This window comes from Dyadobacter beijingensis DSM 21582, assembly GCF_000382205.1.
GTDB classification, from domain to species: domain Bacteria; phylum Bacteroidota; class Bacteroidia; order Cytophagales; family Spirosomataceae; genus Dyadobacter; species Dyadobacter beijingensis.
In genome coordinates this window covers 442808-456888 of record NZ_KB907791.1, presented here as the reverse complement: position 1 = coordinate 456888, position 14081 = coordinate 442808, and the positions used below count along the sequence as shown (strand labels likewise).

Here is a 14081-nt window from a genome sequence, read left to right as displayed (position 1 = left end):
TTTAGTTACGTTCAAAAATAGATAAATCGCCAATTATCTTATCTCCTTCAAATTGGTAGACTCCGCATATTGCTTTAAAGTATGCATCACTGTTCGTCGATAACCCTGTTAGAGCATTTTTTTCTCCGAGTAAGGTCCATATAATATCATAGTTATTATTATTGAGAAACAGTACCAACTCTTTCCTCCTCACCAAGACCCCAGTCTGATCTACATTGATCACAACAACTTGACCATCTCCATTCGTAAAGCAACCATCCTCAGATGCATAATTCAATCCCATACCTTCAAAGATTATCTTTGAAGGCATCTCGTAATAAAAGTGAGCATCAGATTTGTCCTCGCTCATTTCACCTACCGCTCGATTAGTGGTAAGGATTACCTTGAATTTAGTACCGGAAATAGTTTCCCAAAGATTTCGCTGACTATTGTCAAATTTCGCTGCGGGGGATCAATAATTCTCCCTATTGAAAAGATTTAAGCTCATTTCGTCAGGTTCAGGCATCCATCTGCCGAAGAAGTTTTTCCCCTCTAGCCACGCAACTATCTTCTTTCTGTCTCGCTTTGGTACGAGATAAGAATTAATCCCATACCATATCTCCTTACGACTAATATGTCGGTCCGATCCAACTCCCTTCGGTTCTTGCCAAGTTTTGTTCATTCGCAGGTACACCCACTCGTGTCCATAATCATCTTTACGAAGAATCATTTTTTCGGGTGCAGGTAGATCTTGCTTATTTCTTACCCATTGCGATACCGGCTGGTTCCAGTATCGGTAATCTGCGTCAAACCTCCAATCCTTTTTTGAAAAATCGGTAGCTTCTCCCAAGTCGCTGTCATTTTCCTCTCTCTTTGTCTTTGTTGTGAACACCGGATCGACATCTCTTATTAAAAGCTGCCATGGCCCCTGGTACAACCCATACTTAGCACTCGAGCTCCATCTATCTTCGATGAAATGGTAATTGTCGCAAAGCCGGGCAACAATTTCATGGAATGCAATCCATTGATATTTTTTTCCAATGCGCTCAATTTTGCTTCCATAATAGTCTGGAAACTCGTTGAGTCTTTCGGTACGGCTGTCGTAATCATAATGTTTTTCGATGTCATATCCCAATTGGAATGAACGCTGGACAATCCAGCGTTTGATGGGTCCGTCATCAATAGCATCCCGTTGGCCACTTTGGCTCGCATATTTCGCTTTGAGAAAAGGTAAAAATTCGTCGCGTATTTGCATCATTTCTATCTGATCAAATGGTCCATTCATACGATCAAGACATACCTGAAGATGCTCTTCTTCTTCTCTAAGCCAATCATCTGTCGACTTGCCAAAAAGGGATTTAACACCTTGTGCACGCCTTTCCTCGATTACCGAATGTAGGCGAGCACTTGATTCTAACACGGATATGAAAGATTTTCTTTTTCCTTTAAGTGACTTTTTAAAATCTCTATATGTCGACTCGAATTTAAAACTAGTTGGGGCAAAATGCCTAAGGGCACTTTTCACCACATAGCGCCCAAAATCCCATGTGGTCGTTGAAAAATGTATCTGTCCATATATCCTGTTTTTTTCTTTTTCCAAGCTTTGGCCTGTCCCTTCAAAACTATTTTCGAATTGCTTAATCTCCGATTCGGACGGTAATCTTTTTGGAAAGTCACTATTGTAGGGCGGACGTACTCGTGCCATATCGGCGTAGTCAGCTAGTCCTTTGTAGTCGGCATATTCCAAAATATTCCTAGCGTAATCACGAAGCAGTACATGAATGGGCGGGTTTTTACCAATGAACGTACGGTTATATACGTATTTCGCTATTTTCGCGATGCTACTGCCATTCGCAGTCCGAAGTACACATCCATAAGCTACTGAGTAAAGCCGTTCCGAAATATAGACATCGTCTGTATCCTTAAACGCTGTCATAACTTCAATTAGGACATCTGGCTGCTCTTCTAGCAAATTCACCATGGCTTTAGTTACTTGGTCCCGAAGTTGTCTATAAGTGCTTGAAAGAAGCCAAGCCAGAGTTTGCGCGGCAAGGCGAGCGGTCTCCATGTCAACTGATGATGATATTCCCTTTTGCCATGCCCAATCCATAAGTCGTCTTATTGGAAGAGCATTTCGATCGTCATCATATCGAGAATATCTAAGCATATGTTCTTGCCAAAAAGCGTCGCGTTCCGCCATCGAAAACTGATTCAAATATCTGAACAGTCGATCCGAATTGAAGGGGTGCTGCTGAACAGTTGCTAATTCGACTAACTTCAAAGTGTACTCGTGTTCATTCAGCATGCATTGGTCGCTATTCAACCATGTTGTTATCTTCGCATTATCAATGCTTTCCGGGTGTCGCCATTTTAAGCTGTCCCAAAAAGATCGAGATAGCCACTCGCCGACATCACTGTACTCTGAATCCTCCTCCTCGGCATAGACCCAATCGCATATTTCCATTAGTTCCAAGCCGTATCTTTCAGGTAAACGAATAGCCATTGCATCAAGAACACCTCTGTTTGGCCACAAATAGCCTTTTAGCAACCGTCCAAGCTTGCCATCTTTCTGAAATGCTTGGCTAACATCCGCAGTTGAAACATACCCAGCCAACAATTCCTCAGCGATGAAAATGTCTCCGAATCGTTCATAGGAAAACGACAGCGCTTCAAATCCTGGATTTAAATCGTAGGTATTTTGAGTCGTTTGGATGAAAACGTTCTCGTGAATAAGATCATTCAGCAAGTGTTGGAATCGCGGGAAAGTTTTTTCAAAAAGCCTGTCTGCATCTTCAAATGACAATATTCGTGAATTATCATCACTAAAACAGGCTTTCGCAACTGTAAAAATAGCATCACGGACAATATGACGCCGATTCTCATACTCATCTCTTTTCCCGACTAGTCTTTCAAACACTGCATCTATATAGTAGTTAAATACTTTTGTAATCCCCTGGAAGCCATGCGGGAAAGTCCTGTTTCTAGAGATCTTAACGCCCTGACATAAGAGTTGAAGAAAGAGTGGATTGGCAAATTCAGGCGTCAAAATCGGAAACGTCGGCATTTGTAGTCCGTAGTGTTCACAGAAAAGTCGGAGAGCCGCATATTCATTTCCTTTAAAACCTTGATGATCTCTGTACGTGATCGTTTCATCGTTTTGTAAATTTGTTGGAAGAATAGCGTTGAAATATGTGGACCGAACAGTCATAATCACACCAACAAAAGGATACCTCTTTACATCCTGAATAAAACCCGCCAACGAATCTTTCCACAGGTCCTTACCTGGGCCTTCATTGAGCGCATCGATCATCAATAGAACTCTTGCACCTTGCTGCCTACCTATACTGTTCAGCGAATTGAATAATTCATCCGGAGAGCAGTTAAGGCCAAGTTGGCTTAAAATGTTCTGAGCAACGCTTTGACTCTTTGTGAAGAGCTGCCCCAATAACAAGAGAGTCGCAACGCCATCCTTAGTCGCCAAACTAGCAATATCACCGAGCAAATGGGACTTCCCACATCCCGGCTCGCCTTTAATTACCAGAAAGGGATTATTTGCAAGCGTAATGGATATTTCTGATAATGCACGCTCGAGTGCGTAAATAGCCTGATCAACGGTTCGCAGCCAAGTCAATTCATCTTCATACTGCTGTCTTCGAGAAGTATGAGCATTCTTCTTCTCATTGCTCGGCGGCGTTTCTTGTTGTCTGTTCCTTTGTCGCAGTGCGTAGAAATCCTCCTTTTTCGCATCAACATGGAGCTTGAAACTGTCAAGAATATCTTGAATCGGGGCGATGCTGAGATGCTGGTCAGCTCGCCATTGAATGTTTGTGATCCACGTAATAACAGACTTTTTGATAGAATGCCATTCACTGACAGTTGTCTCAAGTATTCCGCCTTTGAAGTCTGAGCCGGAATGTCTGTGAGAATCAAGCCATTGTTCGACGCAATCTTGAAGCCTATATTTAAATGCATTGCCTCTACGCGCGTCATGAAAATCGCCGACAATTGGCAATCGCAAATTCAATTGCTCACTAAATCGCGGCCCCAGATTATTTATCGCGCCTGAATTGTGCCTTGCAAAAAACTCGGGCGTGAGTCCGTGCTCACCAATATAGGTGAAGGGGATGGTCTGTAAAAAGGCAACAGCAAGTAGCTCGTTGGCAGTCTCGATGTTTTGACAATAGATGATCTTCTGAGCCTCTCGAAACCGGGTAAAAATACCGTAAAGATACAGTCTACCATGTGTTTCCAGAAAAATCCCGCTCCCCGAGAAACCGTCCACTTTCGACTCTGCACTGGTATCCGTGGTAAAATCATCTGTTAGGCGCAACTGGAAACCCAATCTTCCTGGATTCGCTTGAACAAACTCCGGCTTTATCATAACAATTTCCTGGCCACGTGTGGCGCTTGGAAATCCTTTCAAAACAAAGGAAGTGATTGAGTGTCGCTCGCTGATGGCATGAACCGTTGGCAACTCGCCGGTGATCAACTCTACCACGTCCTTCTCCAGATGAATTATGGCAATGTCGTTAAGTGGAGATTTTGACACCAAATCGTGATTGACATTAATCGTAACAGATTGATGCGATCCAAGCCTAGGATCAAAAAATTGGGCTTGTATCCGTAACCTCGGAAGCTGGAAAGTCTCCTCATCCTCGTACAAGCAATGGGCCGCTGTGATTAAATAAACTGGACCTGATGGCGTGTTACAATTAAATAGTATTCCACTGCCGATCGGCGTGCCGTTTTCTATGTTATCAAGGCGTACGGCTAAACGACTTAATGCGTAATCATTTTCGGGACTCATTATCGATTAAATTTTTCTAATTATAGGCAATAGCCTCTAAACGGACGTGATGCCCCCAATGAGCCGCAGCTAATCTTACAAATTGTGAGGGACAATACGTAAATGATCTCTGTACATGCCTCAGAAAATGTGATTAAGAGACTAAAAGCTATTTTCTTCCTCCGTAATAATTGCCTTCATTTGGGAGAGAACTATATTCCAATTCTTAGAAAAGACCCTATTGAAGTCTGGGTCACTCATATCGGAACTCATCATAAAAATAGTAAAATCTTTAACCATCTTCTCAAGCAACCGCTGGCTTTCAGATCTAGGATTAAGTAGCAACAACAGTGTCATACTTGAATTGCCGAACTCAACGAGCTCACTTTTCATAGAATTTGCTTCAAGCTTTTGAGAGGACGCCAGTACCTTAGCGCATTCTGATCGAAACACTTTCAACCACTCGCTATGAGCTGTTTTTTTAACCTGATAGCGCATAGTATAGAAGGCACCTAAAATGGCTATCAGCGCAGAAATGCCTGTAAGAAGACTACCGACTGCCGAAATGCCTTCAACTGTGAATGACAAATCTAAAACACGAGAAATAACAATGGAGACAATTACTCCAGCTATCAAGAGGACTTTAATTGCAAATGAGACCATACATAACTCGGGTGCTATTTAGATAAATATTAGCGTACTAATTGGTTTATGGTTCTTGATATTACAACCTAGCCATTTTAACCCTCGAAAGCGAGGCAACAATGCTGACAATTCAATGGGCGCCCATTTGTCATTTTGATTTACCGATGACTAGAATGTTAGCTACTTCAAGAATACCTCATGCAATGGTTCGAAAACCCAATCGACAAAACCAGTCGTCATTGGCAAGGCCTTCGTAGAGAACTGCCTGCCAAGAGTTTAAATTATCTATTGATCTTGATTCCGCGGAATCTCTAAGGAACCTTTGGACTCCCGGAAATCCAGCCCCATTGTCGAAAATATTGGTTAATTGAAGTTTTATACCTGTAAGTTCCCGTGCGGCCTGCGTGGCGTATAGCGATTGAAGACCAAATGCCTTGAAATGCTCCCTAATCCTTTCGAATATAAGTGCACCCGAACCTAATACATCAACGACTGAATAAGTAACAGACAGTGGAGTGGTCTTATTGACTGTTAATGATAACCAACGTTGATTACCAATTCGGTCGAAGTATGGATGTAACGTCTCGGTCTCAGGTGACACGGGAAAATCAACAAGCTTACCAGTGTTACAATCCTTACATGATGGAACTAAATTTATTGGCACAACTGATAAACGCGGATACTTCGATTTAGGTAGATAATGATCCAATGTTGACACATCTCGGTGACCGCATAACGGACATAATCCGTTTGGGGCTGACAGAAGCAATTTGTCATAATGTATCCGGCCTAACGGGTTCCCTACCATCCTTCCGGTGTAGAGATTCATAAATTCCTTCACGGATACATTTCCATTTACTCTATCCTCCCTAGCAATTGTATGAATACGGCCTCGTGTAATTTTCCGTTCAAACTCCTCTTCGGCATCCTCAATTAGGCCCGCGCAAGCAGTTAGGCGCTGCCTTAGATTCTCAGATTGTACTACGCTGACGCAGTCGGAAAATACGACCGAGGCGTCTAGATTGGGCTTTGTTATTGATCGCATTATTCTCTATTCGCAATTTCAGCCATTAAAATTGACCTTGCCTCCATTCCTAACTGACCTCCGAACTCTCGAATAACGGACTCATAATCAAAATTTTGTAGCTTCATAATCTTATTTAACATTTTATAGAAACCGGAATCAGTAACCTCAAGACCAAAAATCTCATTTGTTAATGTTCCGACGTTTTCACCGAATGATTCTCTCGCAAGTCTCTCTCCAACCATAACCGGTCCGCTTCTCCTCAACTTCCATACACAACTTCTAGGGACCTCCTGAAGAATGACTGGCGAATGGGTCGCAACAATCGCAACACCGTTAGTCATAATTAAAAGATCGGAAACCGACCGAATAAAGGCTGATAATAGTGGAGGATGCAGGTGCGCCTCAGGCTCGTCCATTATGACAAGGCTACGTTCTTGTAGTTTTTCAATGAGACTTGTGATTGAATACAACACGATTTTATGTCCCGAACTGAGCCTTCGAAAAACATTTAAAACGTCTGCGGACCGTCGAGGAGAGACCTCGTCGATCAAGCTCCGAATACCAGCTTCAAAGAAATTCGGGTCCGACTCGAGCGTGGAGACAGCTTGGAGCCATCTTTTTGACAAAAGTCTTGAACGACATGCCCTTAAACTATTTAGAAATTCATCTGCCAATAGAGATGGATCTTTGATGGAGGAACGTCGCAGGTTTGTTGCCTCTGTATTTTTTAATCCGATATAGGAATAACTGATGTTACCCATAAATTTAGTGCTCTTCGACTTCGGTTCTACCTCGTCAAAAGCACTAAAGGATATGGATATTAAGTTCGCAAATGAATCTCCACTTTCAGAATTATAACCAACGAAGTCAAAGTCCCCCCCACCGGTTTGCTTCTTCCCATCGATAACAAGAGCATCAATCATACTATTTATCAAGTATGTCTTACCAACTCCGTTTCTTCCAATAATCACATGAATGTTAGTTGGTGGCTGAGACTCGGGAGACACGTCAAAAGTTAGTTCGACCGGATGAGTCGTTGCAAATCCCGCATAATTGAATTTAAAATGGTAGTCCGTCAGCTTAGCCCCCCCTTCGGTCATTCGTTTAAACTGTCCCGTAACTGTTGATATGCTTAGGTCTCTCAGCAACGATTTCGCGACTACCGGTTCGTTGATCACCTCATAAAACAGTTCCGTATCCTTTGCGAGATCGCGAAGGCCTGATAAAATTTCATCCCTGATATCATCCGGAAGCAAATTTAATTTTTCGTAGTACTCTTCGGAGGTTCCCAAGGAAAAATATGGTGATTCAAGGCGGTCAAACGAATGACCTATGCTGTATACACGTTGCTTCACCGACTGACCAATAAATCCAATCTTTATACCACTAAGTTCGTGCTTTTTCGAATCCTCGTCGATATAGAAAATGCCGAAGGACGTGTAGAATTGGAAATCATTCCAATTATCCCAGGTAAGGATAACTTGGTTACGAGTGGACGGAGGGTAGTCGCCCCAACGATTGAGTATCTTGAAAATCATTTCTTAACTAATGTAAGTACTCAAAACGAAAAAGTTAAAATGGTAAATCATCATCACCATCATTTTCAGACGGGGATTCCGTTTTTTCGGAACTTATTTTTTCAGATGGATCTAACCTAATTCGAATTTTATCCTGATTATCGATTAGCCAATCTTCACCTTTTTTTGTCAAGAAACAGTAAGTTATTTGGTAGGATTCGTTATAGTTATATTCTTCCTTTTGAACAAAGTCGACCAGCTGTTTGCGTTTGAGAGTGCGAATTGCCACGTTTGTAGCTGCCCGAGTGAACCCAGCCTTGCCCATGTAATCAATCAAGCTATTGACGCTTAACATATCATGGTCTGTCGGTTGATTCTCGAGCGTTATTATTAGTGCTGAAATTTCTTGAGCATTTAGCCCCTCAGTTTCCATTATCGGTGATAGTGAGAGCTTTTCAGTGACCTTAGATGTGGCAAGGTATGCTTTGATACGTTCGGTAATGAGTTCGGAGAGAGACTGGAAATCACTTGTTGAAGTGCTTTTATAGTCGAGTATAAATTTATGTCGCACATCGAATGGGAATTCTTCTTTGCGTTCATCTTTGCAGCAAACCATCACAACATCCTTCCCACACGCAAACGCATAGCCTAGCTCATACCATACGTTCGGATTATTAGTAGTAATTTCCGCGAAACAAATTTCCGATTCCCTTATGCCCTTCTCAATCTCCTCGATCGGGATTCTTACTGAATGATCACGATCTATCCGATAGGCATTTAAGCCAGCCTTCTTAATTGCGGGCTCAAACACATCTGTAAAGCGCTTATCAAAACGATCTTTGTCAAAAGGCTGTATGGTGAAACATTGACTCATATTGTTAGCTTATTAGGGAGGGGAAACTGTAGATCAGAATTCTCAAAGTTACATTTTGTTTTCAATTTGCTCAGCAATCCTGAATCCCTTGAATAAAAATTTACTCCAATTGCTTTGGTAAGTCTTACGACAGAACTTTAGGCGATGCCAAGTATTCCGTCGACAAGTAGAGAATCCGAACTGCGAGCATACACAGGAGGCGATTCCCAAAACTAGCAAAAGTGGGTATCTCCCAAAGACACCGAACGGTACAGACTTTTGAAGCAAACAATCAGGCAGTTGTTCGGTGTCATCGCATTATCAATATGGAATATGTTACTGTCTATAAGAAAAAAATCAGTAGTTTTATACTTGTAGAAAGTGGTCAAAGCTCGACAGTATTGATCATTTCATCCGGTAACCTATCCGGTAACCTGGAAATCCTATTCAGAAGCAATGCTGTTTATGAGGCAGTTAGGCGATAAAAATGATTCCAGCGGGATCACTTAAAGAAATAACAAAAAGCATCAAAAGCCTGCAAATCAAACGATTGCAGGCTTTTTTGTTTGCCCCTACTATACCAAAACGTTCAAATATTCTCAAAGTTTTGGTGAGTAATTCGGTGAGTCAATCAGCCTGAAAAGTTTACTCACCAGAAATCGCGTAACCAATTGATTTACAAGATGTCCATGCGGTGGACATCTTGCGCTGACCAGGCTTGCAAGACTACTTTTGTTCAACTTTTTAACCTGAAAAGGGTATGAAAACAAAGATCAGTCTGCTTTTCTATTTGAAGAAGCCGAAGAATTATCAGAAAGGTCCGGTTCCGATCTATCTGCGGATTACGGTTGAAAGTAAAAGAGCTGAATTTACGACCGGGCGCGAATGCGAACCCAGTCGATGGAATGCGGTTGCGGGAAGAGTTACCGGTGCGAAGGAAACCGTGAAATCCGTCAACGCTTATCTCGGCAACTTAGAACAGTAACTACTCGACGCCCACGCCGCCCTGGTTCGCGACGGCGCATTGATAACAGCGGAAACGGTCAAAAACAAATTTCTGGGCGTCGGTCCTAAGCAGCGGTTACTTATGGTAGTGATTGCTGACCATAATGATCGGATGAAGGCACTGGTTGGCCAGGAATATGCAATCGATACATTCAATCGCTATAAGGTTTTAGAACGCCATACACTCGCATTTCTGAAAGTGACATTCAACACAACCGATTTTGACATTAGTCGCATCGATTTCGCTTTCATCGCCGATTACGAATTCTATCTCCGCTCAGTTCGTAAAATGGGCAACAACGCGGTGGTGAAGCACATGAAAATGTTCCGCAAAATCGTCAACATCTGCCTGGGCAATGGCTGGATGAACCTTGACCCGTATTTGAACTTCAAGGGTAAATTTAAAAAGGTTGACAAGGAGATCCTCACTAGAACTGAATTGGATTTGATGGCGGGGAAAGAATTTGCTAGCGACCGGCTTGCACAGGTTCGGGACACCTTTCTTTTTTGTTGTTTCACCGGCCTGGCCTACTCGGATGTTCAGAAGCTCGAAAAAAGCCAGATAACACGAGGAATTGACGGTGAACAGTGGATATTTAGCCAGCGCACCAAAATGAATGTCAAGTCTCACATTCCGTTGCTGCCGGAAGCGCTTCAAATCATTGACAGATACAAAGGCCATCCGCTTTGCGAATCCCGCGGGCTCGTTTTGCCGGTGCCGAGTAACCAAAAAATGAATGATTATCTGAAAGAGATTGCCGTAATCTGCGGGATTGATAAAGTTCTCACTTCACACGTAGCCAGGCATACGTTCGCTACTACGATTACCCTGCAAAATGGAGTTCCGATTGAGAGTGTTTCTAAAATGCTTGGACATACGAACATCCGTACTACGCAGATCTATGCGAATGAACCTCAGTTATACACGAACTTTTGATACTCACACTCATCTTTTCCAAATGACTGGGCTAGCTTTTTAAAATCATTATTCTTCCTATCGCTACCAAAATAACAAGAGACCCTTTTCAGGCTCTTATTTTCGAGTACAGGGATGAGGTTTTCAGGGCTTTGGTTTTGTGCCATTAAGTAACTGAATTCAATTAAGGCAGGCGCAGATTTCAATTCACTCAAGTCCATCAAACCTTTTAGATTTTCAAGGTCAATACGCCTTAGTTTACCCAAGCTAGATATTGCAGGAAACACGGCGAGCTGCGGTAGTGATTGAAGAAATAAGTTTTGTAACGATTTTAAGTCCGATAGAACCGACAGGTCTGAAAGTCCTCTAACTTGCCAAATTTCCAGGTATTTCAAATTGGGTAGGGATTTTAATGCACTTAAATCCTTTATACCTCCTAACTTAATATCAACGGACCATAAGCGTTCCAGATTCCTAAGGTATTCAATATCCGGGGTTGATATAGATCGCAATACGATTTTTTCGAGTTTTTTCAACTCATTAATGGCCTCAATCCCCTTGCTCTGTCCTTCTAAGAATAGTTCGTTAAGTTCAGTGAACCGACCAATCGTCTCAATCCTTGGTTTTTTTGATCGAGTCTGATATAGCGAGAGCCGCTTCAAGTGAGGGTCGACGTTATTCAGGAACTCAAAGTTATCAAGTCCAAAAATGCCTACATGCAGTCCATCTAAGTGCCGGATTCTCGTAACTACATCAATATTAGTGACCTCCATCAGACAATCTACCGAGAGCTCTCTAATCGATGGTATCTTTTCAATAAAGCTTAGATCACATCTCTCAGAATAGTGCCCATACACCCTCAGGGCGATGTCTCGACGTTTGGAAAAAACGACTTGTTCCAGTAAGGCAATGGTTTTAGTATCAATCGGCTTGGAAAGCTGGATTACAGAAGTTTTCAGATCTTCTGCCAATTTAGCCAATTCATTCGCGGTCACGCCCTTTGAAATTTGATAGCGACCAGTGGCTAGGTCTACCGTAGTTAAGCTCACAGACTTTTGTTACGTGAAATAGTATCTGCTAAATATAGGGCTTTCTTGTAATACGTTCATGACGGGACGAATATCACTTTTCCTTCTCCGTTCAACGGGCAAGTGCGAATCCGGGAACTTCGGGATTGCCTCTTACCCGCAATCGGCCAGATGTCAGATTGTGTCACAATCTCATCTGGCCGCTCAAACGCTCCGAAGTCGCTAGCGGAAGAGTTTTATAAATTTTCATTGATGGACGTAGCTAGTGCTGGGCATACTAACGCGGCAGTTTGGTGTACCCGCGTTGCGATTGCTTTCCAAAATTCTGGACTTCCATTATCAATTGAGATACATTTGCCCGGATAACATTTCGATATAGGCCTGTGATAAAAGATGCTCTGCTTGGAATAGCAATTGGCGATGCGCTTGGTGTACCGTATGAATTTAAGCCACGAAAGGAATTTGAAGTTAAGCCAGTCGACGACATGGATGGTTATGGGACTTACAACCTACCACCCGGAACATGGTCCGATGACACGTCTTTGTCGCTCTGCCTGGCGGAAGTGTCTTAGCCCCCTAAATGGTTGGACAAAATTGTAAAAACAGTTTAGTCCATTTAATTTGGGAATCATGAGTAAACAAAGACGAACATTCAGCGCCGAAGATCGCTATTCGATCGTACAGGAATCTCTTCGGGACGGCCATGCTGATGTCAGTAGGAAGTACAACCTGTCACCATCACTTTTGAGAAAGTGGAGGCAAAAGTATTTAGACAGTGGTAAGGATGGCCTTCGCGATTCATATGTCCGTGTCGATCCTCAATTACGCGCTCTTGAAGAAGAAAATGAGCGACTTAAGCGGATTGTGGCCAAGCAAGCTTTGGAATTGGAGGTAAAAAGCGAGCTGCTAAAAAAAACTCCTATCGGACCCAGGAAAAGATAGCTATCATGGCACGATATCAGCTTAATGCGACCCGAAAAGAGTTGTGCCGGTGGTTAGAAGTACCGCGGAGTGTAACATACTACAAACCACGACAGGGAACACCAGGGGTAAAACCTAGTCGTGAAACTATGACCGTAGACGGGGTTTCAGTATCAAACGAAGATGTGACCGCACGGATTAGGCAACTTATTGATACTGAATTTAATGCATTTGGATATGAATACATTACACACGAACTGAAAAAGGAATATATAATCAACAAGAAGAAGGTATACCGCCTGATGCTAGCCAATGACCTACTATTGGGAAAGATGATTCGACCGGCTGGGAAGCGGGATTTTGTTCAATTTCGGCGAATTGAAGCCACAAAGCCCCTGGAGTATCTTTGCTGGGATATTAAGTATATCTGGATCAATGGTGAGCGACGTAATTATTATCTCCTGTGTATTTTAGATGTATTTACCCGTAAAATCGTCGATTGGATATTCCAGAGCAGCATTCGACAACTGGACTTAATAAATTTATTGCGCCGCGTCAACCATTTTCATCAGTTACAAGGCGTCGTTCTGCGAAATGATAACGGTAGCCAATTCATCGCTAACAAAGTGCGTAATTTTTTGAAAAATTCGGAAGTCAGACAAGAGTTTACACACGTAGCAACACCAGAAGAAAACTCTTATATCGAAGCGTTTCACAGTATTTTGGAGCGTGAGGTGATTGAACGTAATGAATTTGCCAGTTACTACGAGGCAAAAGAAACGTTGCAGCGTTTCATCAAGCATTATAATGAACGCCGGTTACACCGCTCCATCGGCTTTACCACACCCCAAAAGAAATGGGAAGAAGCTATGCCAAACGCCTTAACCGTGCTGGAAGAAGTGTCCAACTAATAAGGGGCCAAGACAAGTGCGACCCTAGGACCTGGAATGCGCGCGCAGGTCGGGTTCTAGGTAACAAGGAGGCCGTGAAGTCACTCAACGCTTATTTGGGCAACCTTGAACAACAATTACTTGACGCACATGCTTCTTTAATTCGCCAGGCGAGCTTGCAACTGCCGAAACCATTAAAAACAAATTCTTGGGAATCGGCCCAAAACAGCGGATGTTGATGGCGGTGATTGTAGAGCACAATCGGCGGATGCACTCGCTAGTTGGCCAGGAATACGCTGTCGGAACATTCAAATGCTACGAGGTTTTGAGACGGCACACCGAAAGCTTCTATTTCTCCTGTTAAATGAGTAGCTGGGCTCATCGAACAGATAGGGCGTCAGTTGCCACACATTGTGAACAAGTCGCATGAACCTGACTCGGTTGCGAAGGAAATGCAGATCAGGCGCTTCGGAGACGAACCTGTTCCAGACCAAGCTCCTGTTTTCGATCAGAA

The 14081-nt window shown here is 42.8% G+C and carries 11 protein-coding genes; 5 read left to right on the top strand and 6 right to left on the bottom strand.

Features of this window, described 5'->3' with window-relative positions:
* Position 1: 1 nt before the first annotated feature.
* The 5 genes from H144_RS0128165 to H144_RS32710 all read right to left on the bottom strand — a co-directional run bounded on the left by H144_RS0128165 (position 2) and on the right by H144_RS32710 (position 8828).
* Complete coding sequence (locus H144_RS0128165; protein WP_157505207.1) at positions 2-349, bottom strand: hypothetical protein; 348 nt, start codon at positions 347-349, stop codon at positions 2-4.
* Between the two features lie 102 nt (positions 350-451).
* Complete coding sequence (avs2, locus tag H144_RS0128160; RefSeq protein ID WP_026351064.1) at positions 452-4786, bottom strand: AVAST type 2 anti-phage system protein Avs2; 4335 nt, start codon at positions 4784-4786, stop codon at positions 452-454.
* 141 nt (positions 4787-4927) lie between these two features.
* On the bottom strand, positions 4928-5428 hold the full coding sequence (locus H144_RS0128155; RefSeq protein WP_019945470.1) for a hypothetical protein: 501 nt from the start codon (positions 5426-5428) through the stop codon (positions 4928-4930).
* A 1026-nt stretch (positions 5429-6454) separates the two neighbouring features.
* Positions 6455-7975 (bottom strand): ATP-dependent nuclease, encoded by a 1521-nt coding sequence (locus H144_RS0128145; RefSeq protein WP_019945468.1) that lies wholly within the window; start codon positions 7973-7975, stop codon positions 6455-6457.
* A gap of 34 nt (positions 7976-8009) precedes the next feature.
* A complete protein-coding gene (locus H144_RS32710) occupies positions 8010-8828 on the bottom strand; it encodes a hypothetical protein (RefSeq protein ID WP_019945467.1) in 819 nt (272 codons plus the stop codon).
* Between the two features lie 739 nt (positions 8829-9567).
* Here H144_RS32710 and H144_RS34925 point away from each other — a divergent pair.
* Positions 9568-9792: an Arm DNA-binding domain-containing protein gene (locus tag H144_RS34925; protein WP_019945466.1), complete on the top strand. Its 225-nt coding sequence runs from the start codon at positions 9568-9570 to the stop codon at positions 9790-9792.
* A 102-nt stretch (positions 9793-9894) separates the two neighbouring features.
* Complete coding sequence (locus H144_RS33070; RefSeq protein WP_019945465.1) at positions 9895-10749, top strand: site-specific integrase; 855 nt, start codon at positions 9895-9897, stop codon at positions 10747-10749.
* Here H144_RS33070 and H144_RS32700 read toward each other — a convergent pair.
* The gene (locus H144_RS32700) at positions 10728-11777 is read right to left on the bottom strand and encodes a leucine-rich repeat domain-containing protein (RefSeq protein ID WP_019945464.1); all 1050 of its coding nucleotides are present in this window, start codon (positions 11775-11777) and stop codon (positions 10728-10730) included. The genes H144_RS33070 and H144_RS32700 overlap by 22 nt on opposite strands.
* Positions 11778-12139: 362 nt before the next feature.
* Between H144_RS32700 and H144_RS34090 the strand changes: the two genes are divergently transcribed.
* The 3 genes from H144_RS34090 to H144_RS0128120 are packed head-to-tail and all read left to right on the top strand — an operon-like array spanning position 12140 to position 13588.
* On the top strand, positions 12140-12328 hold the full coding sequence (locus H144_RS34090) for an ADP-ribosylglycohydrolase family protein (protein ID WP_084600037.1): 189 nt from the start codon (positions 12140-12142) through the stop codon (positions 12326-12328).
* Positions 12329-12386: 58 nt separating this feature from the next.
* Positions 12387-12698 carry a transposase gene (locus tag H144_RS0128125; RefSeq protein ID WP_019943624.1) on the top strand — a complete coding sequence of 104 codons (312 nt, stop codon included), beginning with the start codon at positions 12387-12389 and terminating at the stop codon, positions 12696-12698.
* 5 nt (positions 12699-12703) lie between these two features.
* Entirely contained in the window at positions 12704-13588 is an 885-nt protein-coding gene (locus tag H144_RS0128120) for an IS3 family transposase (RefSeq protein WP_157504964.1), read from the top strand.
* The last annotated feature ends 493 nt before the right edge of the window (positions 13589-14081 follow it).